Raw genomic sequence first — 22865 nt, forward strand, 5'->3', positions numbered from 1 at the left:
AGAGGGGGACACCGCGCTGTGGCCGGTGTCCCCCCTTCTCCGTACGGCTGCTAGTCGCGGGCCGCGACGAGGTGCTCGGCGTGCTCCTGGAGGGAGCGGACGCCGGCGCCGCCGTGGTTGAGCGCGTCGATGCCCTGGACGGCCGCGGCGAGCGCCTGGACGGTGGTCAGGCACGGGACGCCCCGGGCGACGGCGGCGGTGCGGATCTCGTAGCCGTCGAGGCGGCCGCCGGTGCCGTAGGGGGTGTTGACGATGAGGTCGACCTCGCCGTCGTGGATCAGCTGGACGATCGTCTTCTCGCCGTGCGGGCCCTCGCCCTCGCTGAGCTTGCGCACGACGGTGGCGTTGATGCCGTTGCGCTTGAGGACCTCGGCGGTGCCGGAGGTGGCCAGGAGCTCGAAGCCGTGGGCGACCAGCTCGCGGGCCGGGAAGATCATCGAGCGCTTGTCGCGGTTGGCGACCGAGATGAACGCCCGCCCCTTGGTCGGCAGCGGCCCGTAGGCGCCGGCCTGCGACTTTGCGTACGCCGTGCCGAAGACCGAGTCGATGCCCATGACCTCGCCGGTGGAGCGCATCTCCGGGCCGAGGACGGTGTCGACGCCGCGGCCGTGGATGTCGCGGAAGCGGCTCCAGGGCATGACGGCCTCCTTGACGGAGATCGGCGCGTCGAACGGCAGGGTGCCGCCGTCGCCGGTCCTCGGCAGCAGGCCCTCGGCGCGCAGCTCGGCGATGGTGGCGCCCAGCGAGATGCGGGCGGCGGCCTTCGCCAGCGGCACCGCGGTGGCCTTGGAGGTGAAGGGGACGGTCCGGGAGGCGCGCGGGTTGGCCTCCAGGACGTAGAGGATGTCCCCGGCCATCGCGAACTGGATGTTGATCAGGCCGCGGACGCCGACGCCCTTGGCGATGGCCTCGGTGGAGGCGCGCAGCCGCTTGATGTCGTGGCCGCCGAGGGTGATCGGGGGCAGGGCGCAGGCCGAGTCGCCGGAGTGGATGCCGGCCTCCTCGATGTGCTCCATCACGCCGCCGAGGTAGAGCTCCTCGCCGTCGTAGAGCGCGTCCACGTCGATCTCGATCGCGTCGTCGAGGAAGCGGTCGACCAGGACCGGCCGGGTGGGGCTGATCTCGGTGGACTCGGCGATGTACGACTCCAGGCGGGCCTCGTCGTACACGATCTCCATGCCGCGGCCGCCGAGCACGTACGACGGGCGGACCAGGACGGGGTAGCCGATCTCGTCCGCGATGGCCTTGGCGCCGGCGAAGGTGGTGGCGGTGCCGTGCTTGGGGGCCGGGAGGCCCGCCTCGGCGAGGACCTGGCCGAAGGCGCCACGGTCCTCGGCGGCGTGGATGGCCTCCGGGGAGGTGCCGACGACCGGCACGCCGTTGTCCTTGAGCGCCTGGGACAGACCGAGCGGGGTCTGGCCGCCGAGCTGGACGACGACGCCGGCGACGGGCCCGGCGAGGGTCTCGGCGTGGACGATCTCCAGCACGTCTTCGAGCGTGAGCGGCTCGAAGTACAGGCGGTCGGAGGTGTCGTAGTCCGTGGAGACGGTCTCGGGGTTGCAGTTGACCATCACGGTCTCGTAGCCCGCGTCGCTCAGGGCGAAGGAGGCGTGGACGCAGGAGTAGTCGAACTCGATGCCCTGGCCGATGCGGTTCGGGCCGGAGCCGAGGATGATCACGGCGGGCTTCTCGCGCGGCGCGACCTCGGACTCCTCGTCGTAGGAGGAGTAGAAGTACGGCGTCTTGGCGGCGAACTCGGCGGCGCAGGTGTCGACCGTCTTGTAGACCGGGCGGACGCCGAGGGCGTGCCGGACCTCGCGGACGACGTCCTCGCGCAGGCCGCGGATCTCGGCGATCTGGACGTCGGAGAAGCCGTGGCGCTTGGCCTCGGCCAGGAGCGCGGGGTCGAGCTTCTCGGCGGCGGCCAGCTCGTCGGCGATCTCCTTGATCAGGAAGAGCTGATCGACGAACCACGGGTCGATCTTCGTGGCGTCGAAGACCTCCTCCGGGGTGGCGCCGGCCCGGATCGCCCGCATGACCGTGTTGATCCGGCCGTCGGTCGGGCGGACGGACTCGCGCAGCAGCTCGTCCTTGTCCCCGGGCTCGCCCACGAAGGTGAACTGCGAGCCCTTCTTCTCCAGGGAGCGCAGGGCCTTCTGCAGCGCCTCGGTGAAGTTGCGGCCGATCGCCATCGCCTCGCCGACCGACTTCATGGTCGTGGTCAGCGTGGAGTCGGCGGCGGGGAACTTCTCGAAGGCGAAGCGGGGAGCCTTGACGACGACGTAGTCGAGCGTGGGCTCGAAGGACGCCGGGGTCTTCTCCGTGATGTCGTTCGGGATCTCGTCCAGCGTGTAGCCGACGGCGAGGCGGGCCGCGATCTTGGCGATCGGGAAGCCGGTCGCCTTGGAGGCCAGGGCGCTCGACCGGGAGACGCGGGGGTTCATCTCGATGACGATGATGCGGCCGTCGTCCGGGTTGACCGCGAACTGGATGTTGCAGCCGCCGGTGTCGACGCCGACCTCGCGGATGATCGCGATGCCGATGTCGCGCAGCCGCTGGTACTCGCGGTCGGTGAGCGTCATCGCCGGGGCGACGGTGATCGAGTCGCCGGTGTGGACGCCCATCGGGTCGAAGTTCTCGATGGAGCAGACGACCACGACGTTGTCGTTCTTGTCGCGCATCAGCTCCAGCTCGTACTCCTTCCAGCCGAGGATGGACTCCTCCAGGAGCACCTCGGTGGTGGGAGAGAGCGTCAGGCCCTGGCCGGCGATGCGGCGCAGCTCCTCCTCGTCGTGGGCGAAGCCGGAGCCGGCGCCGCCCATGGTGAAGGAGGGGCGGACGACGACGGGGTAGCCGCCGAGCGTCTCGACGCCCTTGAGGACGTCGTCCATGGAGTGGCAGATGACCGAGCGGGCGGACTCGCCGTGGCCGATCTTGCCCTTGACGGCCTCGACGACGCCCTTGAAGAGGTCGCGGTCCTCGCCCTTGTGGATGGCCTCGACGTTGGCGCCGATCAGCTCGACGCCGTACTTCTCCAGGACGCCCTGCTCGTGCATGGAGATCGCGGTGTTCAGCGCGGTCTGGCCGCCGAGGGTGGGCAGGAGGGCGTCGGGGCGCTCCTTGGCGATGATCTTCTCGACGAACTCCGGGGTGATCGGCTCGACGTACGTGGCGTCGGCGATCTCGGGGTCGGTCATGATCGTGGCCGGGTTGGAGTTGACCAGGATCACCCGCAGGCCTTCGGCCTTGAGGATGCGGCACGCCTGGGTGCCGGAGTAGTCGAACTCCGCGGCCTGGCCGATCACGATCGGGCCGGAGCCGATGACCAGGACGGACTGGATATCGGTGCGCTTAGGCACGCTCGGCCTCCATCAGGGCGGTTTCCATCAAAGACGTGAAGCGGTCGAAGAGGTACGCGGCGTCGTGCGGACCCGCGGCCGCCTCGGGGTGGTACTGGACCGAGAAGGCGGGCCGGTCGAGCAGCTGGAGGCCCTCCACCACGTTGTCGTTGAGACAGACGTGGGAGACCTCGGCGCGCCCGAAGGGGGTGTCGGAGACCTTGTCGAGGGGCGCGTCCACGGCGAAGCCGTGGTTGTGCGCGGTGACCTCGACCTTGCCGGTGGTGCGGTCCTGGACCGGCTGGTTGATGCCCCGGTGGCCGTACTTCAGCTTGTACGTGCCGAAGCCGAGGGCGCGGCCCAGGATCTGGTTGCCGAAGCAGATGCCGAAGAGCGGCGTCTTGCGCTCCAGGACGGCCTGCATGAGGGCGACGGGGCCGTCGGCGGTGGCCGGGTCGCCGGGGCCGTTGGAGAAGAACACCCCGTCGGGCTGGACGGCGTAGACGTCCTCGGCGGTGGCGGTGGCGGGCAGGACGTGGACCTCGATGCCGCGCTCGGCCATCCGGTGCGGGGTCATGCCCTTGATGCCGAGGTCGACGGCGGCGACGGTGAACCTCTTCTCGCCGATCGCGGGGACGACGTACGTCTCCTGGGTGGCGACCTCGGCGGAGAGGTTCGCACCCTTCATCTCGGGCTGCGCCTTGACCTTGGCGAGCAGGGCCTCGTCGCGGACGCCCGTCCAGGCGTCGCCGGAGAAGATGCCGACGCGCATGGCGCCGCGCTCGCGCAGGTGGCGGGTGAGGGCGCGGGTGTCGACGCCGGAGATCCCGACGACGCCCTGGCGCTCCAGCTCCTCGTCCAGGGAGCGCTTCGCGCGCCAGTTGGAGGAGACGCGGGCGGGGTCGCGGACGACGTAGCCGGAGACCCAGATGCGACCGGACTCGGGGTCCTCGTCGTTGACGCCGGTGTTGCCGACGTGCGGGGCGGTCATGACCACGACCTGGCGGTGGTACGACGGGTCGGTGAGGGTCTCCTGGTAGCCGGTCATGCCGGTGGAGAACACGGCCTCGCCGAAGGTCTCCCCCACGGCCCCGTAGGCGCGGCCGCGGAAGATGCGGCCGTCCTCCAGGACGAGTACGGCGGGAGCCTTGGCAGCTCCCCTGGTGGAGGTCGTCATCGTGCGATGCCTTCCGTTGCGCTGATCATGGAGTTGACGGTCTGGACCCAGGCGGTGTGTTCCGCCGCCCGGTCGGACCGGAAGCCGGAGTCGAGGAGGGTGCCGCCGTGCTCCCAGGTGACGATCAGGAGCCCGCCCTCGGCGAGGACCTTTCCGGCGATGCCCTTGTCGAGGCGTGCCTCGCGCAGGGCGTCGGCCGGGATGTGGAAGTCGTTCGCCCCGGGGCGGACGACCGTGATCCCGGCGTCGGTGAGCGTGAGCTCGACGCGGCTGCGGACGCCGAGGCCGTGGGCGACGATCCGGTCGAGCCACTGCCCGGCGGTCGTGGACCCGTGGTAGCGCCCGCCGAGGGTCAGTTTCGCCTCGCCGGCCGTCTCCGGCACGGCGGGCAGGGCGGGGAGGTCGGACTGGAGGCTGCCGCGCCACTTCCAGCCCTGGCGCATGAGCCAGTACACGAAGGCGATGAAGAGCAGCAGTCCGGCGACCCAGCCGATCCTTCCGGCCCAGTCGGTCACCTCCGCCGACTTCTTCTCTGCTGCCTCTGCGGCGATTGCGATGAGTGGTGTCACGCCAGCTTCCCGTCCACGACCGTTGCCCGGCCCCGCAGGAAGGTGTGGGTGACGCGTCCCGGCAGCTCGCGGCCCTCGTACGGGGTGTTGCGGCTGCGGGAGGCGAAGTCCGCGGGGTCCACGACTCCACGGTAAGCCGGATCGACCAGGGTCAGGTTCGCGGGCTCACCAGCCGAGACGGGGCGTCCGTGGCCGGTGGCCCGGCCGATGCGGGCGGGGGCGAAGGACATGCGGTCGGCGACGCCGGCCCAGTCGAGGAGCCCGGTCTCGACCATCGTCTGCTGGACGACGGAGAGGGCGGTCTCCAGGCCGACCATGCCCATGGCGGCCGCGGCCCACTCGCAGTCCTTGTCCTCGTGCGGGTGGGGGGCGTGGTCGGTGGCGACGATGTCGATCGTGCCGTCGGCCAGCGCCTCGCGGAGCGCGAGGACGTCCTTCTCGGTGCGCAGCGGCGGGTTGACCTTGTAGACCGGGTTGTACGAGCGGACCAGCTCGTCCGTGAGGAGGAGGTGGTGCGGGGTGACCTCGGCGGTGACGTCGATGCCGCGGGACTTGGCCCAGCGGACGATCTCGACGGAGCCGGCGGTGGAGAGGTGGCAGATGTGGACGCGGGAGCCGACGTGCTCGGCGAGGAGGACGTCGCGGGCGATGATCGACTCCTCGGCGACGGCGGGCCAGCCGCCGAGGCCGAGCTCGGCGGAGACGATCCCCTCGTTCATCTGGGCGCCCTCGGTGAGGCGGGGCTCCTGGGCGTGCTGGGCGACGACGCCGCCGAAGGCCTTCACGTACTCCAGGGCGCGGCGCATGATCACGGCGTCGTCCACGCACTTGCCGTCGTCGGAGAAGACGGTGACGCCGGCGGCGGAGTCGTGCATGGCGCCGAGCTCGGCGAGCTTCCTGCCCTCCAGGCCGACGGTGACGGCGCCGATGGGCTGCACGTCGCAGTAGCCGGACTCCTTGCCGAGGCGCCAGACCTGCTCGACGACGCCGGCGGTGTCGGCGACCGGGTGGGTGTTGGCCATGGCGAAGACGGAGGTGTAGCCGCCGGAGGCGGCGGCGCGGGTGCCGGTGAGGACGGTCTCGGAGTCCTCGCGGCCGGGCTCGCGCAGGTGGGTGTGGAGGTCGACCAGGCCGGGGAGGAGGATCTGCCCGTCGGCCTCGATCACGGTCGCGCCCTCGGCGGACAGCCCCGCACCGACCTCGGCAATGGTCTCGCCGTCGATCAGGACGTCCTGCGGCTCGCCGCCCAGTACCTTCGCGCCGCGGATCAGGATCTTGCTCATGGTTACTTGTTCTCCTCGGTGCGGGCGGCGGGGGTGGTGGTGACGGCGGGCTCGGAGCCGCCCAGGAGCAGGTAGAGCACGGCCATGCGGACGGAGACGCCGTTGGCGACCTGCTCGACGACCGTGCAGCGGTCGGAGTCGGCGACCTCGGCGGTGATCTCCATGCCGCGGACCATGGGGCCGGGGTGCATCACGATGGCGTGCTCGGGCATCTTCGCCATCCGCTCGCCGTCGAGGCCGTAGCGGCGCGAGTACTCGCGCTCGGTGGGGAAGAAGGCGGCGTTCATCCGCTCGCGCTGCACGCGCAGCATCATCACGGCGTCGGACTTCGGCAGCACGGCGTCGAGGTCGTACGAGACCTCGCAGGGCCAGGTCTCGACGCCGACGGGGACCAGGGTGGGCGGGGCCACCAGGGTGACCTCGGCGCCGAGGGTGTGCAGCAGGTCGACGTTGGAGCGGGCGACCCGGCTGTGCAGGACGTCGCCGACGAGGGTGATCCGCCTGCCCGCGAGGTCCTGGCCGAGTCCGGCGTCGCGGCCGACGAGGCGGCGGCGCATGGTGAAGGCGTCCAGGAGGGCCTGGGTGGGGTGCTGGTGGGTGCCGTCGCCGGCGTTGACGACGGGGGCGTCGATCCAGCCGGAGGTGGCGAGGCGGTACGGGGCGCCGGAGGCGCCGTGCCGGATGACGACCGCGTCGACGCCCATGGCTTCCAGGGTCTGGGCGGTGTCCTTGAGGGACTCGCCCTTGGAGACGCTGGAGCCCTTGGCCGCGAAGTTGATGACGTCGGCGGAGAGGCGCTTCTCGGCGGCCTCGAAGGAGATCCGGGTCCGGGTGGAGTCCTCGAAGAAGAGGTTGCAGATGGTGCGGCCGCGCAGGGTCGGCAGCTTCTTGATGGGCCGGTCGGCCACCCGGGCCATCTCCTCGGCGGTGTCGAGGATCAGTACGGCGTCGTCGCGGGTGAGGTCGGCGGCCGAGATGAGGTGACGCATCATCGGGGGTTTCTCTCCGTGGTGGGGAGGCGTGAGGGCGTGCGGGGGCAGGGGGGTGCCCCGGCCCCGGCGGGAAGGCCGGTCCGGCTAGGAGGCGGGCTTGGAGCCGAGCAGGACGGTGTCGCGACCGTCTTCCTCGGCGAGCAGGACCTTGACCGTCTCCCGCAGCGACGTGGGGAGGTTCTTGCCGACGTAGTCGGCGCGGATGGGCAGCTCGCGGTGGCCGCGGTCGACGAGGACGGCGAGCTGGACGCCGCGGGGGCGGCCGATGTCGCCGAGGGCGTCGAGGGCGGCGCGGATGGTGCGGCCGGAGAAGAGGACGTCGTCGACGAGGACGACGAGGCGCCCGTCGATGCCGTCGGCGGGGATCTCGGTGCGGCCGATGGCGCGGGCGGGCCTCATCCGCAGGTCGTCCCGGTACATGGTGATGTCGAGGGAGCCGACCGGGATCTTGGTGCCGGTGATGGCGGCGAGCTTCTCGGCGAGCCGGCGGGCGAGGAAGACGCCGCGGGTGGGGATGCCGAGGAGGACCACGTCGTCGGCGCCCTTGGCGCGCTCGACGATCTCGTGGGCGATGCGGGTGAGGACCCGCGCGATGTCGGGGCCTTCGAGAACGGGCCGCGCGTCGTCGCCGTACTGCTGCTGGGTGTCCAGCCGGGTGTCCATGGGAAACGGACCTCCTTCTCCGCCTCACGGGACGGCTCTTAAAGGACGTCGTACTTGCGGCTCAACCCTACCAGGGGTGGCGCGGCGCCCTCCGCGCACCCCCGCGCCCCTCCGGGCGCCGTCCCCCGGGCGGGGGCGGTACGGACCTTTCGGCTTGACGGGTGGGTGTAACGCTGCGTAACCTCACAGTGAGTTACCAGCCGCGCGGCGCAGCCGCATGTCGTCACAGCGTCCGGGAGCGTTATGTCCAGCGAATACGCAAAGCAGCTCGGGGCCAAACTCCGTGCCATCCGCACCCAGCAGGGTCTTTCGCTCCACGGGGTGGAGGAGAAGTCCCAGGGCCGCTGGAAGGCCGTGGTGGTCGGCTCGTACGAGCGGGGCGACCGCGCCGTGACCGTGCAGCGCCTCGCCGAGCTGGCGGACTTCTACGGGGTGCCGGTGCAGGAGCTCCTGCCGGGCACGACGCCGGGCGGGGCCGCCGAGCCGCCGCCGAAGCTGGTCCTGGACCTGGAGCGCCTGGCCCACGTCCCGCAGGAGAAGGCCGGCCCGCTCCAGCGCTACGCCGCGACGATCCAGTCGCAGCGCGGCGACTACAACGGCAAGGTGCTGTCGATCCGCCAGGACGACCTGCGCACCCTCGCCGTCATCTACGACCAGTCCCCCTCGGTCCTCACCGAGCAGCTGATCAGCTGGGGCGTGCTGGACGCGGACGCGCGCCGCGCGGTCGCCCACGAGGACAGCTGACCCCTTCCGAGGGTCCAGCAGAAACGTACCGCCGGATCCGTGGACGTCGCCGACGTCCACGGATCTCGTGTTTTCCGGCCCGTACGGAGCGCTTCCGGGGCCGGGGAAGCGTTCGGGTCCCCGCGGGGCCACCCGAACGGCCGAAGGGGCCCGCAGCGTCGAATGCTGCGGGCCCCTTCGGCTACCGGGTGGGGGCGGGACTCAGGCGTCCACGTCCCGGCGCAGCCGCGGCTTCAGGTCCTTGAAGCGCGCGAGCAGGCCGTTGACGAAGGCGGGCGACTCGTCGGTGGAGAACTCCTTGGCGAGCTGCACCGCCTCGTCGATCGCGACCGCGTCCGGCGTGCCGTCCTCCCAGATCAGCTCGTACGCGCCGAGGCGCACGATGTTCCGGTCGGCGGCGGGCATCCGGTCGAGGTCCCAGTCCACCGCGTAGGTGGCGATGAGCTCGTCGATCCGCGCCACGTGGGACGCGTACCCCTCGACCAGCTGCATGGTGAACTCGTTGACCGGCGGCTGCCGGTCGTCCGACCGGGCGTGCCGGACCTGGTCCGCGAGGACCTCCTGGACGGAGGTGTCGCGCTGGTCGGCCTCGAAGAGGATCTGGAAGGCGCGCTTGCGGGCCTTGCTCCGAGCGGCCACGGTTAGTCGTTCACCCGGCCGAGGTAGTCGCTGGTGCGCGTGTCGACCTTGACCTTCTCACCGGTGGTGACGAAGAGCGGGACCTGGATCTCGTGGCCGGTCTCCAGGGTGGCGGGCTTGGTGCCGCCGGTGGAGCGGTCGCCCTGGACGCCCGGGTCGGTGTGCTGGATGGTCAGCGTGACGGCGGCGGGGAGCTCGACGTAGAGCACCGAGCCCTCGTGCTGCGCGACGGAGGCGGTGAAGCCCTCGACCAGGAAGTTCGCGGCGTCGCCGACGGCCTTGCGCTCGACCATCAGCTGGTCGTACGTCTCCATGTCCATGAAGACGAAGTAGTCGCCGTCCATGTAGGAGAACTGCATGTCGCGACGGTCGATGGTGGCCGTCTCGACCTTGACGCCCGCGTTGAAGGTCTTGTCGACGACCTTGCCGGACAGCACGTTCTTGAGCTTGGTGCGCACGAAGGCCGGGCCCTTGCCGGGCTTGACGTGCTGGAACTCGACGACGGACCAGAGCTGGCCGCCTTCGAGCTTGAGCACCATGCCGTTCTTGAGGTCGTTCGTGGAAGCCACGGTTGCGGAATCTCCTGGACTCTGGACTGACGTGGGACCGGGGAGGCGTGCGCGCCCTAGAGCGCGAGCAGCTCCTTGGTCGTGATGGTGAGTAGCTCGGGACCGCCGTCCGCCTCCTGGCGCACGACGAGCGTGTCATCGATCCGGACCCCGCCCCGGCCCGGGAGGTGGACCCCCGGTTCGACGGTGACCGGCACACAAGCGTCCAGTTTACCCATGGCTGAAGGTGACAACTGCGGGTCCTCGTCGATTTCGAGCCCCACACCGTGCCCCGTGAGGGGGACGGCGGCCTCCGCGTGGCCCCCCGCCTTCAGGATCCGGCGGGCCGCCCTGTCCACGTCCCGGTACTCGGCGCCGGGCACCAGGGACTCCCGGCCGGCCCGCTGAGCGGCGAAGACGAGCTCGTACAGCTCGATCTGCCACTCGGCGGGAGTGGTGCCGATGACGAACGTGCGGCCGATCTCGCACCGGTAGCCGCGGTAGTCGGCGCCGAGGCAGACGGAGAGGAAATCGCCCTCCTCGACCCGGCGGTCGGTGGGCCGGTGCCCCCGGCGGCCGGAGTGCGGGCCGGTCGCCACCGAGGTGGGGAAGGCGGCCCCGTCGGCGCCGTGGTCGACGAGCCGGCGCTCCAGCTCCAGGGCGAGGTGGCGCTCGGTCCGCCCCACCAGGATGGATTCGAGGAGTTCGCCGAGGGCCTGATCGGCGATCTCGGCGGCGATCCGCAGGCAGCCGATCTCGTCCTCGTCCTTGACGATCCTGAGCTGCTCCACGGCGCAGTCGAGGTCGGTGAGGCGCGGGGCGGACGCTACGCCCCCCATGGCCCGGTGCCGGGCCACCGTCAGGTGGTGCTCCTCGACGGCGAGCGCGTCGGCGCCCGCCCGGCGGGCGAGGTCCACGGCGGCGACGGCCGGATCCCCTCCCCCGGTGGGCAGGACCTCCTGCCGGAGCAGTTCGTCGAGCCGTCCGTCGGCCGGTTCGCCGCCGGGAGCGACGGGACGGAGCAGGACGTCCGCCTCCGGCTCGGGGCCGACGAGCAGGACGGCGCCCGGCGGGGAACCGCCCGCGAGATAGCGGACGTTGGCGGGGCGGGAGACCAGGGCCGCCGGGCTGCCCGCGGCCGCGCACCTGTCGCGCAGCCGTACACGGCGGTCCGCATACACCTCTGACATGCTCCGAGCCTACGAGCAGCGGGCCGCGACGGCCTGTTCGGAACGGCCGACCGGGGCCCGCGGCGGGCACGGCCTCACCAGGAGGGCGGGCTCGCGATCGCGCGGGCGAGGACGTCGTCCAGGACGCGGGCGGTGGTCTCGACGTCGTACGTGGAGTTGTCGATGATCGGCAGGCCCGAGCCGTACCAGCCGGCCATCCGGCCGTGGATGGCGGCGACCTCCTCGTCCGAGAGGCGCCGGTTGCCGCTGCGCTTGGCGTTGCGCTCCAGGACGACCTCCAGGCCGGGCAGGAGGACGACGGGCAGCAGGCCGGGGCCGACGTGGCGCTTCCAGCCGCCGAGGCCGACGACGGGCCGGTCGGGGAAGACGGCGTCGTCGACGATGCAGGAGATGCCGTTGGCGAGGAAGTTGCGCGCGGCGAAGCCGCAGGTGCGGCGGGCGAGCCGGTACTGCGCCTCGGAGTGCTCGTTCCACCCGGACTGGGGGTCGGCGAAGCCGGAGCAGACCCATTCGCGGACGTCGTCCAGGCTGATGTGCGCGGTGGGCACGCGGCGGCGCTGCGCCCAGTGCCGGGCGACGGTCGTCTTGCCGGCGCCGGCGGGGCCGATGAGCAGCACGGCCAGGGTCGCGGCGCCGGTCCCGGCGCCGTGCTCCACGGGCGGCGCGACCGGGGGCGGCAGCGGGACGGCCCCGGTGGGGTCGGCGCGGGGGGGCGGCGGGGCGGTGGGGTAGTGGGGGGCGCCGGGGGGCCGGGGGGCCGCCGGGGGGCGGGGGGCCGTGGCCGACTGGGGGGCCGGAGGAGAGGGAGGGACTGCCGGGGGCTGGGGGGCCTGGGGGTGGCCGGTCCCTTGAGATCCGGCCCCCTGGTGCGTGGCCCCCCGGTGCCCGGGTATGCCGCCGGGGCCGCCCGCGCCCCATCCCTGGGGGCCCGGCCCCGGGGAAGCCTGTGCCGGCGGGTGCGGGGGCGCGGCCGGGGGCCGGGCGGGGGTGCCGCCCGGGACGGCCGGATGGACGCCGAGGCGGGAGCCGGCGCCCGGCCCCGTGCCCGGCGCCGTCCCCGGGTAGGGGCCGCCTCCCGGTCCGGCCGGCCGGCCGGTGTCTCCCGCCCCGGGAACGGGGGCGGGCGTGCCGCCCGACCGCTCGTGCGGTGGCAGCGGACCCCCCACTGCGTGCTGCATCCGGTGCCACTCCGTCTCGTACGCCTGTCGTCACCCGGGACCGGTCGTGTACCCGGACGGCGGAACGTTACCGCTCCCGGCCCCCGCAGGGGGAACGGCCGGGGGCGCTTTCGGGTGCCCGACCGGCCGGAACCCGTTCGGTCCCGGCCGGGACCCCGTCAGTCGGGTCAGTCGGGCAGTTCCTCGGCGAGCGCCCGCAGGGCCAGCCGGTAGGAGCCGATGCCGAACCCGGCGACCGTCCCGGTCGCCACGGCCGCGATCACCGAGGTGTGCCGGAACTCCTCGCGGGCGTACGGGTTCGAGATGTGCACCTCGATCAGCGGCGCGGTCCGCTGGGCGGCTGCGTCCCTCATCCCGTACGAGTAGTGCGTGAACGCCCCGGGGTTGATCACGACCGGGACCGCGCCGTCCGCCGCCTCGTGGAGCCAGCGGATCATCTCGCCCTCGTCGTTGGTCTCCCGCACCTCGACGTCGAAGCCCAGCTCCGCGCCGAGGGTGCGGCAGGACTCGACGAGCCCCTTGTACGAGGTGGCGCCGTAGATGTCGGGTTCGCGGGAGCCGAGCCGGCCCAGGTTGGGGCCGTTGAGCACCAGTACCGGACGCGGGTCGCTCACGCCGACACCTCGCCGTACGCAGCGATCAGGACGGCCGGGTCGGGGCCCTCCAGGACGGTGGGCTTGGCGAGGCCGTCGAGCACGATGAACCGCAGCAGGTCGCCGCGGGACTTCTTGTCGACCTTCATGGTCTCCAGGAGCTTGGGCCACTGGTCGCCGCGGTAGGTGAGCGGCAGGCCGACGGACTCCAGGATCGCGCGGTGCCGGTCGGCGGTGGCGTCGTCCAGGCGCCCGGCGAGGCGGCCGAGTTCGGCGGCGAAGACCATGCCGACGGAGACGGCGGCGCCGTGGCGCCACTTGTACCGCTCGTTCTTCTCGATGGCGTGGGCGAGGGTGTGGCCGTAGTTGAGGATCTCGCGGCGGCCGGACTCCTTGAGGTCGCCGGAGACGACCTCGGCCTTGACCTCGATCGAGCGGACGAGCAGCTCGGCGGTGTGCGGGCCGGCCGGGGTCCGGGCCGCCTGCGGGTCCTCCTCGATGAGGTCGAGGATCACCGGGTCGGCGATGAAGCCGGCCTTGATGATCTCCGCGAGGCCGCTGACGTAGTCGTGGACCGGAAGCGAGTCGAGGGCCGCGAGGTCGCAGAGGACCCCGGCGGGCGGGTGGAAGGCGCCGACGAGGTTCTTGCCCTCGGCGGTGTTGATGCCGGTCTTGCCGCCGACGGCCGCGTCGACCATCGCCAGGACGGTGGTCGGCACGGCGATCCAGCGCACGCCCCGCAGCCAGGTCGCGGCGACGAAGCCGGCCAGGTCGGTGGTGGCGCCGCCGCCGACGCCGACGACGACGTCGGTGCGGGTGAAGCCGGTCTGGCCCAGGGCCTTCCAGCAGTAGGCGGCGACCTCGGCGGTCTTGGCCTCCTCGGCGTTCGGCACCTGGATGGCGACCGCCTCGTAGCCCTGCTCGGCGAGGTCGGCGCGCAGCGCCTCCCCGGTGTCGACGAGCGCCTCCGGGTGGATCACGGCGACCCGCTTGGCCCGGTCGCCGATCAGGCCGGGCAGCTCGCCGAGGAGCTGCCGGCCGACCAGTACCTCGTACGGATCCGTGCCCGCGCTGCCGGCCACGTGGATGCGGGTCACGTCCTGGTCCGTCGTCATGCGTCCTTCTCGATTTCCAGTGCCGAGAGGACCGCGGCCGCGACCTCTTCGGGGGTGCGGTCGTCGGTGGCGACGACGACCCGGGCGACTTCGGTGTAGAGGTGGCGGCGCGCCTCCATCAGCTCGCGCCACTGGCGGCGCGGGTTGACGGCGAGCAGGGGCCGCGCGGTGTTGAGGCCGACGCGGCGGACCGCCTCCTCGACGTTCATGGAGAGGTACGCGACGGGCAGCCCGGCGAGCAGTTCGCGGGTGCCGGCGTCGAGGACCGCGCCGCCGCCGAGGGCGAGGACGCCCTCGTGCTCGGCGACGGCCCGGGCGACGGCGTCCCGCTCCAGGGCGCGGAAGTGCTCCTCGCCGTCCTCGACGAAGATGTCGGAGATCTCGCGTCCCTCGGCGGCGACGATGTCGGCGTCGGTGTCCCGGTAGGGCGCGCCGAGCCGTTCGGCCAGGAGCGCGCCCACCGTGGACTTGCCGGATCCCATCGGTCCGACGAGGACGACCAGGGGTCCGGCGGTCACCGGATGTGCAGGTTGTCGAGGTACGACCGCACGTTGCGCCGGGTCTCGGGGACGCTGTCGCCGCCGAACTTCTCCAGGACGGCGTCCGCGAGGACGAGCGCGACCATGGCCTCGGCGACGATGCCGGCGGCGGGGACGGCGCAGACGTCGGAGCGCTGGTGGTGGGCGGCGGCGGCCTCGCCGGTGGCGACGTCGACGGTGGCCAGGGCGCGCGGGACGGTCGCGATCGGCTTCATCGCGGCGCGGACGCGCAGCAGCTCGCCGGTGGTGAGGCCGCCCTCGGTGCCGCCGGAGCGGCCGGAGGTCCGCTTGATGCCCTCGTCGGTCCTGACGATCTCGTCGTGGGCCTTGGAGCCGGGGACGCGGGCGAGCTCGAAGCCGTCGCCGACCTCGACGCCCTTGATGGCCTGGATGCCCATGAGGGCGGCGGCGAGCCGGGCGTCGAGGCGCCGGTCCCAGTGGACGTGCGAGCCGAGGCCGACGGGCACGCCGTACGCCAGGACCTCGACCACGCCGCCGAGGGTGTCGCCGTCCTTGTGGGCCTGGTCGATCTCGGCGACCATCGCCTTCGAGGCGTCGGCGTCGAGGCAGCGGACCGGGTCGGCGTCGAGATTCTCGACGTCGGCGGGGGTCGGGTAGAGGCCGTACGGGGCCTTGGCGGCGGCCAGTTCGACGACGTGGGAGACGACCTCGATGCCCGCGGCCTCCTTGAGGAAGGAGCGGGCGACGGCGCCGAGGGCGACGCGGGCGGCGGTCTCGCGGGCGCTGGCGCGCTCCAGGATCGGCCGGGCCTCGTCGAAGCCGTACTTCTGCATGCCGGCGAGGTCGGCGTGGCCGGGGCGGGGGCGGGTCAGGGGCGCGTTGCGGCCCGTCTCCTTGAGCTCCGAGGGGTCGACCGGGTCGGCCGACATGACCTTCTCCCACTTGGGCCACTCGGTGTTGCCGACCATGACGGCGATCGGGGAGCCGAGGGAGAGTCCGTGCCGGACGCCGCCGAGGAAGGTGATCTCGTCCTGCTCGAACTTCATGCGGGCGCCGCGTCCGTAGCCGAGGCGTCGCCGCGCGAGGTGGTCCGCCACCAGCTCCGTGGTGACCGGGACACCGGCGGGCAGACCCTCAAGGGTCGCGACCAGCGCGGGTCCGTGGGATTCGCCGGCCGTCAGCCAACGCAACCTGCTCAACGATGCTCCTCATGCTCGCGCCTGGCACTGCGACGGCGCGCCCGGGTGCGCGGCCCTGGCCCGCCACCCCCGATCCTCCCACGTCCGGAGCGCCCCTTTGGACTCCCGTCCAGCTATCGGACGGGCGTCTCGGGCTCCGGGACGGTTTCCCCGTCTCCCCGGCCGGCGGAGGACCTGTTGCGCAGCCAGGACGCGAAGCCGTACACGACGGTCGAACCGCCGAGTCCGAGCACGGTGTACCGCACCCACGCGGGCAGGTCGCTGAAGAACCCCACGTACAGAAAGCGCGCCACGTCGAAGGCCGTGTCCCATTTGGACGCCAGCAGCATGTCCCCGTATCCCCCTGTTCGGCGCCGGTCGGTCCCCGGGCGCCGACGGGAGCCTATCGGGCGGCCAGCGCCTGCTCCCCCGCCGCCCTCATGGCCGCGAGCGGCGCCTGCGGGACGCCCGTCATCCGCTCGACCTGGAGGACGGCCTGGTGGACGAGGAGGTCGAGGCCGCCGACGACCTTGCCGCCGCGGTCGGACCAGGCGGCGGCCAGCGGGGTCGGCCAGGGGTCGTAGAGGACGTCGAAGAGGGTGCCGACGCGGTCGGGGACGGCGGTCGCCAGGGCGTTGGTCGTACCGGCGGGGGTGGTCGCGATGACCAGCGGGGCCTCGAAGGCCTCCGCCGCGCGCTCCCAGTCGGCGGTCCGCACGTCCACGCCGAGCCGGTCGCCCCAGCCCCGCATCTCCTCCGCGCGGGCCTCGCTCCGTACGTACGCGGTGACGGGCCCCGCGCAGATCCGGGCGAGGGCCGCGAGCGCGGAGGAGGCGGTGGCGCCGGCGCCGAGGACGGCGGCGGCCTCCACCTTCTCGACGCCGCGCTCGCGCAGGGCGGCGATCATGCCGGGGATGTCGGTGTTGTCGCCGATCCGCCGTCCGTCCTCGCGGAGGACGACGGTGTTGACGGCCTCCACGGACGCGGCCGTGTCACTGACCTCGTCGAGCAGCGGGATGATCGCCCGCTTGAGCGGCATGGTCAGCGAGAGCCCGGCCCAGCTGCCGTCCAGCTCGCCCACGAACCCCGGCAGCGCCGCCTCGTCCACCTCGAAGCGCTCGTACGACCAGTCGCGGAGCCCTAGTGCGGCGTACGCGGCGCGGTGCAGGACCGGGGAGAGGGAGTGGGCGATGGGCGAACCGAGGACGGCGGCGCGGCGGGCCGTCTCACTGGTTCGAGTTGGCATTGAACTTGTCCTTCAGCTTGAGGAACTCGTCGTGCGTCTTGGCGAACTCGGTCTTGTTCATGCCGTCCGTGGCCACGAAGTAGATCCAACCGTCCTTGGTCGGGTCGACCATGGCGGCCAGCGCCTCGTTCCCCGGGTTGCCGATCGGGCCCGGGGGCAGCCCCCTGTGCTTGTACGTGTTGTACGGGTCCGGGTTGGTGTTGATCTCCTTCTCGGAGATCTTGATCTCGCTCTGGCCCATCAGGTAGTTGAAGGACGAGTCGAACTGGAGTTTCTGGTTCGTCTCGTGGTTGTCCGGCTTGAGGCGGTTGTAGACCACCTCCGCCATCTTGCGGAAGTCGTCGTGGGTCTTGCCCTCCGCCTGGACCAGGCTCGCGATCGTGACGAGTTCCCACGGCCCTTCGACGCCCAGCGCCTTCGCCTTCGCGTCCAGGTCCAGCTTGTTGTACTCCTGGTTCGCGCGGGCCACCATCCTGCGCAGGGCGTCCTCCGGCTTGCTGCCCTTGGCCACCGGGTAGCTCGCCGGGAAGAGGAATCCTTCCAGCGGGTCCTTGATGTCGGGGTGCTGCTTGGCCCACTCCGGCAGGCCCAGGGAGTCCGCCTTCGTGAACGCGATCTCCTTGGTGGTGCCGGGCTTGAGGTCCAGGCGCTGGTCGAGCGTCTCGTAGACCCACTTGTTCCGCTTGCCCTCGGGAATGATGAGGTTGGCCTGGCTCGCCGGGTCGAGCATCAGCGTGACGGCGCTCTCCGCCGACATCTCCTTCTTCAGCGTGTAGACGCCGGCCTGGATCGAATTCCCCTTGGGGTTCTTCAGCTGCGCCGAGGTGAAGGCGTCGACGCTCTTGACGACACCGGCCTTCTTCAGAATGTTGCCGATGTCGGAGCCGTACGACCCCTTCGGGATCTCGACCTGGACCTCGCCGGTGCCGCCCCCCGCGTAGTCCGGCACCTCCGCGAAGCGGCCCTGCCAGAACTGGTAGCCGAAGTAGCCGACGCCGCCGACGCCGCCGACCAGGACGACGGCGACGACCAGGCAGGCCACGCCGTTCTTGCCCTTGCGTTTCTTCTCCTTGCCGCGGCGGTCGTCGCCGCGGGAGCCCCGGCCGCGCGCCGGTTCCTCGTCCTCGTACGCGTCGTCGTCGCGGTCGTCCCCACCGGTGAAGAAGGGGTGGTTCTCCTCCTCCGGCTCCGGTCCGGGCTCCCGGCGGACCTCCTCCTCCGGCGCCCAGTCGACCACCGGCTCCGGCGGGTTCTGCCGGTGGCCGGGGGGCCGGGGCGGCGGGTACGCCTCGGGCGTGCCGTACAGGTCCGGGTTCTGGCCGCCGTACGGGTCGGCCGGGGGCGTGCCGTAGGCCATCGCCGCCTGGCCGGTCTCCCAGGTGCCGTCGTACTGCTGTCCGAGGTGTCCGGGCGTGTCGCAACCGCCCTGCTGGCCCGTCCCGTACTGCTGCTGGTACTGGTCGTACGGCTGCTGTTGCTGGTACTGCGGCTGGTAGTGCTGCTGCTGGTACTGCGGATCGGCGTAGCCCTGCGGCTGCTGCTGGTACGGGTCGCCCCCGTACCCCTGGCCGCCCTGCCCGTACGGGTCCTGGTAGCCGTGGCCGCCCTGGTCGTACTGGTTCGCCTGCTGCGGATGCGGGTGCTGCTGTCGGCCCTCCCACCCCTGGTCCCCGTAGAGCGGGTCCCCGGGGTGCCACGGTTCGGAGCCCGGGCTCCGGCCATACTCAGTCATCGATCCCCAAAACAGCCGCGAGGCTTCCGGACGATCCGCCTCTACGTAGTGCGGCAGCTGTTCGAACACCGCCACATCGCGCGGAACGTTACCGTATCGCGATCAGATGACCACTTCGACGCCCTCACCGGGAGGATTACCCGATACCCGTTCGGACTCAAGAGCGTTCTGAAGGATGATCACGGCGGCGGCCTGGTCGATGACCGACCGGCCCTTCTTCGACTTCACCCCGGAGGCCCGCAGCCCCTGGGTCGCGGTGACCGTCGTCATCCGCTCGTCGACCAGCCGGACCGGCACCGGGGCGATGCCCTTGGCCATCTCGCGGGCGAAGGCGCGGACCTTGGTCGCGGCCGGACCCTCCCGCCCGCTGAGCGAGCGGGGCAGGCCCACGACGACCTCGATCGGCTCGTACTCCTCGACGATCCGGCGGAGCCGCCGGTGGGCGGCCGGGACGTCGCGTCCCGGCACGGTCTCCACCGGCGTGGCGAGGACCCCGTCGGGGTCGCACGAGGCGACCCCGATCCGGGCGTCCCCGACGTCGACCGCGATGCGGCGGCCGCGGCGCATCGTCACGCCGTCTCCACCACGAGGCGCTCGACGGCGGCGATGGCCTCGCCGACGGCCTCCGGGTTCTGGCCGCCGCCCTGGGCGACGTCCGGCTTGCCGCCGCCACCGCCGCCGAGGGTCTTGGCGGCCGTGCGGACCAGCTCGCCGGCCTTGAGGCCGCGCTCGCGGGCGGCCTCGTTGGTGGCGATGACCGCCAGCGGCTTGCCGTTGACCGTGGTGAACAGGGCGACGACGGCCGGGCGACCACCGGAGATGCGGCCGCGCACGTCGAGGACCAGCTTGCGCAGGTCGTCGGCGGTGGTGCCGTCCGGGACCTGGCCGGTGACCAGGGCGACGCCGCGGATGTCGCGGGCGGAGTCGACCAGGCCGGCGGCGGCCTGGAGGACCTTCTCCGCGCGGAACTTCTCGATCTCCTTCTCGGCGTCCTTCAGCTTGCCGAGCATGGAGGAGATCTTCTCCGGCAGCTCCTCGGGGCGGCCCTTGACCAGCTCCTGGAGCTGGGCGACGACCGTGTGCTCCTTGGCGAGGAAGTTGTACGCGTCGACGCCGACCAGGGCCTCGATGCGGCGCACGCCGGAGCCGATGGAGGACTCGCCGAGCAGCTTCACCAGACCCAGCTGGGCGGTGTTGTGCACGTGGGTGCCGCCGCACAGCTCCTTGGAGAAGTCGCCGATGGTGACGACGCGGACCTGCTCGCCGTACTTCTCGCCGAACTCGGCGATGGCGCCCTGCCGCTTGGCCTCGTCGATCGGCATGACCTCGGCGTGGACCTCCAGCTCGCGCGAGAGGACCTCGTTGATCTTCTGCTCGACGTCGGTGAGGACGGCGCCGGGGACGGCGTTCGGCGAGCCGAAGTCGAAGCGGAAGCGGCCGGGCTGGTTCTCGGAACCGGCCTGGGCGGCCGTCGGGCCGAGGGCGTCGCGCAGGGCCTGATGGGTGAGGTGGGTGGCCGAGTGGGCGCGGGCGATGGCCCGGCGGCGGCGCACGTCGATGGCGGCGTAGGCGGTGGCGCCCACGGTCACCTCGCCGACCTGCACGGAGCCCTTGTGCACCGAGACGCCCGGGACCGGCTGCTGCACGTCGCGGATGTCGATGACGGCGCCGCTGTGCAGCTTGATGCGGCCCTGGTCGGCGATCTGGCCGCCGCCCTCGGCGTAGAACGGGGTGCGGTCGAGGACGACCTCGACCTCGTCGCCCTCGGTGGCGGCCGGCGAGGGGACGCCGTTGACGAGGAGGCCGACGACCGTGGTCTCGCCCTCGGTGTTGGTGTAGCCGGTGAACTGCGTGGCGCCGCTGGTGTCGGCGATCTCCCGGTACGCGGTGACGTCGGCGTGGCCGGTCTTCTTGGCCTTGGCGTCGGCCTTGGCGCGGTCCCGCTGCTCCTTCATCAGGCGGCGGAAGCCGTCCTCGTCCACGGAGAGGCCCTGCTCGGCGGCCATCTCCAGGGTGAGGTCGATCGGGAAGCCCCAGGTGTCGTGGAGCAGGAACGCCTTGTCGCCGGAGAGGACCGTGCCGCCGGAGGCCTTGGTCTCGGTGACGGCGGTGTCGAGGATGTTGGTGCCGCCGCGGAGGGCCTTGAGGAAGGCGGCCTCCTCGGCGAGGGCGACGGTCTCGATGCGCTTGCGGTCGGTGACCAGCTCCGGGTACTGCTCGCCCATCGTCTCGATCACGGTGTCCACGAGGTCCTGGACGACCGGGCCGGTGGCGCCGAGCAGGCGCATGTTGCGGACGGCGCGGCGCATGATGCGGCGCAGCACGTAGCCGCGGCCCTCGTTGCCGGGGGTGACGCCGTCGCCGATGAGCATGACGGAGGTGCGCATGTGGTCGGCGACCACGCGGAGCGAGACGTCGCTCTCGTGGTTCGCGCCGTACCGGACGCCGGTCAGCTCGGTGGCCTTGTCGATGACGACCTTGAGGGTGTCCGTCTCGTACATGTTCTGGACGCCCTGGAGGATCATCGCCAGGCGCTCCAGGCCGAGGCCCGTGTCGATGTTCTTGGCGGGCAGGTCGCCGAGGATCGGGAAGTCCTCCTTGCCGGAGCCCTCCCCGCGCTCGTACTGCATGAAGACCAGGTTCCAGATCTCCACGTACCGCTCGTCGTTGACGGCCGGGCCGCCCTCGACGCCGAACTCGGGGCCGCGGTCGTAGTTGATCTCGGAGCAGGGGCCGCAGGGGCCGGGGACGCCCATGGACCAGAAGTTGGGGCCCATGCCGAGGCGCTGGATGCGCTCGGCGGGGACGCCGACGACGTCGCGCCAGATGCGCTCGGCCTCGTCGTCCTGCTCGTAGACGGTGATCCAGAGCTTCTCCGGCTCGAGGCCGTAGCCGCCGTGCTCGACCGGGGTGGTCAGCAGCTCCCAGGCGAGCTTGATGGCGCCTTCCTTGAAGTAGTCGCCGAAGGAGAAGTTGCCGCACATCTGGAAGAACGTGCCGTGGCGGGTGGTCTTGCCGACCTCTTCGATGTCCGGGGTGCGGACGCACTTCTGCACGCTCGAGGCGCGCGAGAAGGGCGGCTTGACCTCACCCAGGAAGTAGGGCTTGAAGGGCACCATGCCGGCGGGGACGAGCAGCAGAGTCGGGTCGTCCGCGATGAGCGACGCCGAAGGGACGACGGTGTGCCCGCGCTCCTCGAAGAAGCTCAGCCAGCGGCGGCGGATTTCAGCCGACTCCATCAGTGGTCCTCATTCCGGTTGTACGAACGCGTAGGAAGGGTGAAGTGCGAAGGTGGGGTGGGACCGAGCGCGGTCCTGCGGCGCGGCTCCGGGAGCTCCCGGCCCTGCGCGGCGGCCGGGTCGGCGGGGGCGTCGAGCCCGAGCGCCTCCCCCAGTTCGGCCTCCCGCTGGAGCATGCCCGCCCTCACGTCGAGGGCGAAGTCCTTGAGCCGGTGGCCGGTCTCGAGCGCCTTGTTCGCGGCCTGGGCCGCGAGGCTCTCGGGGGTCAGCTGCTTCAGCTTCCGGTTGACCTTGCTGGTGGCCCACACGCCGGCGGCTGCGCCGGCCGTGAACCAGAACGTGCGGCGGAACATCTCGGCTCAGCCCTTCTGCTTCCGGCGCCGCATGGACGGCACGGTACGGCCGACGATCACGGTGCGGCGCGCGGAGGCGCTCGGCGCGCCCTCCCCGTCCCGGCTCCGGCCGAGCGCCCGGCGCACGCCGTAGCCGAAGGCGGCCACCTTGACGAGCGGGCCGCCGAAGGTGGAGGCGACGGTGGTGGAGAGCGCGGAGGCGTTGGAGGTGACCTCCTGGACGTCCGAGGCGATGGCGTCGACCCGGTCGAGCTGGGTCTGCGCCGAGCGCACGGTCGCGGAGGCCTCGGCGAGCAGGGGAACGGCCTGCTCCGTCACGTCCGCCACGAGCTTGGTGGTCGCCCTGAGCGTCTGCGCCAGCCTCGCCAGCGCCACGGCGAGGAAGGAGACGAGGATCGCCCAGAAGACGGCCACCAGGATCCCGGCAACCTCTCCACCGGTCACGCTGCACCGCTCTCTGCTGTCGTTGGGCCTGTGAAAGTCGTCCCCCGACCCTATCGCGCCCGGGCCGCCGCGCCGTACCGCATTACCGTGCGCGAGGCACCGCTCACGGGATCCGCTTGTACGGAGCGCGCGCGGGTGAGTACG

Annotated in this window: 22 protein-coding genes; 1 reads left to right on the top strand and 21 read right to left on the bottom strand. The window is 72.1% G+C overall.

All coding sequences use genetic code 11. The features are described 5' to 3' along the window. Positions 1 to 50: 50 nt before the first annotated feature. From carB to pyrR, 6 genes are all read right to left on the bottom strand, one after another. Positions 51 to 3359 (bottom strand): carbamoyl-phosphate synthase large subunit, encoded by a 3309-nt coding sequence (gene carB, locus CP977_RS06390; RefSeq protein WP_062758405.1) that lies wholly within the window; start codon positions 3357 to 3359, stop codon positions 51 to 53. Then, positions 3352 to 4515: a glutamine-hydrolyzing carbamoyl-phosphate synthase small subunit gene (carA, locus tag CP977_RS06395; protein WP_062758407.1), complete on the bottom strand. Its 1164-nt coding sequence runs from the start codon at positions 4513 to 4515 to the stop codon at positions 3352 to 3354. Before carA ends, carB begins: the two co-directional genes overlap by 8 nt. Beyond that, positions 4512 to 5084, bottom strand: coding sequence for a PH-like domain-containing protein (locus tag CP977_RS06400; RefSeq protein ID WP_079131433.1), 573 nt, complete (start codon positions 5082 to 5084; stop codon positions 4512 to 4514). The genes carA and CP977_RS06400 overlap by 4 nt, the downstream gene beginning before the upstream one ends. After that, a complete protein-coding gene (locus CP977_RS06405) occupies positions 5081 to 6367 on the bottom strand; it encodes a dihydroorotase (RefSeq protein ID WP_062758411.1) in 1287 nt (428 codons plus the stop codon). Before CP977_RS06405 ends, CP977_RS06400 begins: the two co-directional genes overlap by 4 nt. A gap of 2 nt (positions 6368 to 6369) precedes the next feature. Then, the gene (locus CP977_RS06410; RefSeq protein WP_062758412.1) at positions 6370 to 7359 is read right to left on the bottom strand and encodes an aspartate carbamoyltransferase catalytic subunit; all 990 of its coding nucleotides are present in this window, start codon (positions 7357 to 7359) and stop codon (positions 6370 to 6372) included. A gap of 84 nt (positions 7360 to 7443) precedes the next feature. Next, on the bottom strand, positions 7444 to 8022 hold the full coding sequence (gene pyrR / locus CP977_RS06415; protein WP_152369759.1) for a bifunctional pyr operon transcriptional regulator/uracil phosphoribosyltransferase PyrR: 579 nt from the start codon (positions 8020 to 8022) through the stop codon (positions 7444 to 7446). 243 nt (positions 8023 to 8265) lie between these two features. Between pyrR and bldD the strand changes: the two genes are divergently transcribed. Continuing rightward, a complete protein-coding gene (gene bldD, locus CP977_RS06420) occupies positions 8266 to 8766 on the top strand; it encodes a transcriptional regulator BldD (protein WP_030214967.1) in 501 nt (166 codons plus the stop codon). Between the two features lie 201 nt (positions 8767 to 8967). On the opposite strand, the gene nusB is transcribed toward bldD, so the two are convergent. The 15 genes from nusB to CP977_RS06500 form a co-directional block, all read right to left on the bottom strand. Next, positions 8968 to 9405, bottom strand: coding sequence for a transcription antitermination factor NusB (nusB, locus tag CP977_RS06425; RefSeq protein WP_062758413.1), 438 nt, complete (start codon positions 9403 to 9405; stop codon positions 8968 to 8970). A gap of 2 nt (positions 9406 to 9407) precedes the next feature. Beyond that, entirely contained in the window at positions 9408 to 9974 is a 567-nt protein-coding gene (efp, locus tag CP977_RS06430; RefSeq protein ID WP_062758414.1) for an elongation factor P, read from the bottom strand. A 56-nt stretch (positions 9975 to 10030) separates the two neighbouring features. Continuing rightward, positions 10031 to 11143 carry an aminopeptidase P family protein gene (locus CP977_RS06435; protein WP_109186988.1) on the bottom strand — a complete coding sequence of 371 codons (1113 nt, stop codon included), beginning with the start codon at positions 11141 to 11143 and terminating at the stop codon, positions 10031 to 10033. Positions 11144 to 11217: 74 nt separating this feature from the next. After that, positions 11218 to 12321: an AAA family ATPase gene (locus CP977_RS06440; protein ID WP_152369760.1), complete on the bottom strand. Its 1104-nt coding sequence runs from the start codon at positions 12319 to 12321 to the stop codon at positions 11218 to 11220. 167 nt (positions 12322 to 12488) lie between these two features. Further along, positions 12489 to 12935 (bottom strand): type II 3-dehydroquinate dehydratase, encoded by a 447-nt coding sequence (aroQ, locus tag CP977_RS06445; protein WP_152369761.1) that lies wholly within the window; start codon positions 12933 to 12935, stop codon positions 12489 to 12491. Then, positions 12932 to 14029, bottom strand: a complete 1098-nt coding sequence (gene aroB, locus CP977_RS06450) for a 3-dehydroquinate synthase (protein ID WP_152369762.1) — start codon at positions 14027 to 14029, stop codon at positions 12932 to 12934. Before aroB ends, aroQ begins: the two co-directional genes overlap by 4 nt. After that, the gene (locus CP977_RS06455; RefSeq protein WP_062758422.1) at positions 14026 to 14547 is read right to left on the bottom strand and encodes a shikimate kinase; all 522 of its coding nucleotides are present in this window, start codon (positions 14545 to 14547) and stop codon (positions 14026 to 14028) included. The genes aroB and CP977_RS06455 overlap by 4 nt, the downstream gene beginning before the upstream one ends. Next, positions 14544 to 15728: a chorismate synthase gene (gene aroC, locus CP977_RS06460; RefSeq protein ID WP_152369763.1), complete on the bottom strand. Its 1185-nt coding sequence runs from the start codon at positions 15726 to 15728 to the stop codon at positions 14544 to 14546. Before aroC ends, CP977_RS06455 begins: the two co-directional genes overlap by 4 nt. Positions 15729 to 15841: 113 nt before the next feature. Beyond that, positions 15842 to 16057: a hypothetical protein gene (locus tag CP977_RS06465; protein WP_062758426.1), complete on the bottom strand. Its 216-nt coding sequence runs from the start codon at positions 16055 to 16057 to the stop codon at positions 15842 to 15844. Positions 16058 to 16110: 53 nt separating this feature from the next. Continuing rightward, positions 16111 to 16953, bottom strand: a complete 843-nt coding sequence (locus CP977_RS06470) for a shikimate dehydrogenase (RefSeq protein WP_062758428.1) — start codon at positions 16951 to 16953, stop codon at positions 16111 to 16113. Further along, complete coding sequence (gene mltG / locus CP977_RS06475) at positions 16934 to 18685, bottom strand: endolytic transglycosylase MltG (RefSeq protein WP_152369764.1); 1752 nt, start codon at positions 18683 to 18685, stop codon at positions 16934 to 16936. Before mltG ends, CP977_RS06470 begins: the two co-directional genes overlap by 20 nt. Before the next feature lie 102 nt (positions 18686 to 18787). Continuing rightward, positions 18788 to 19252 carry a Holliday junction resolvase RuvX gene (gene ruvX, locus CP977_RS06485; protein ID WP_030214933.1) on the bottom strand — a complete coding sequence of 155 codons (465 nt, stop codon included), beginning with the start codon at positions 19250 to 19252 and terminating at the stop codon, positions 18788 to 18790. A 2-nt stretch (positions 19253 to 19254) separates the two neighbouring features. Beyond that, on the bottom strand, positions 19255 to 21924 hold the full coding sequence (gene alaS, locus CP977_RS06490; protein WP_152369765.1) for an alanine--tRNA ligase: 2670 nt from the start codon (positions 21922 to 21924) through the stop codon (positions 19255 to 19257). After that, positions 21924 to 22277, bottom strand: a complete 354-nt coding sequence (locus CP977_RS06495; protein WP_152369766.1) for a hypothetical protein — start codon at positions 22275 to 22277, stop codon at positions 21924 to 21926. Before CP977_RS06495 ends, alaS begins: the two co-directional genes overlap by 1 nt. Positions 22278 to 22283: 6 nt before the next feature. Continuing rightward, positions 22284 to 22721 carry a DUF948 domain-containing protein gene (locus tag CP977_RS06500; protein WP_109186990.1) on the bottom strand — a complete coding sequence of 146 codons (438 nt, stop codon included), beginning with the start codon at positions 22719 to 22721 and terminating at the stop codon, positions 22284 to 22286. Positions 22722 to 22865 lie beyond the last annotated feature (144 nt).

The sequence above is a fragment of the Streptomyces cinereoruber genome, assembly GCF_009299385.1.
Taxonomy (GTDB): Bacteria; Actinomycetota; Actinomycetes; order Streptomycetales; family Streptomycetaceae; genus Streptomyces; species Streptomyces bikiniensis.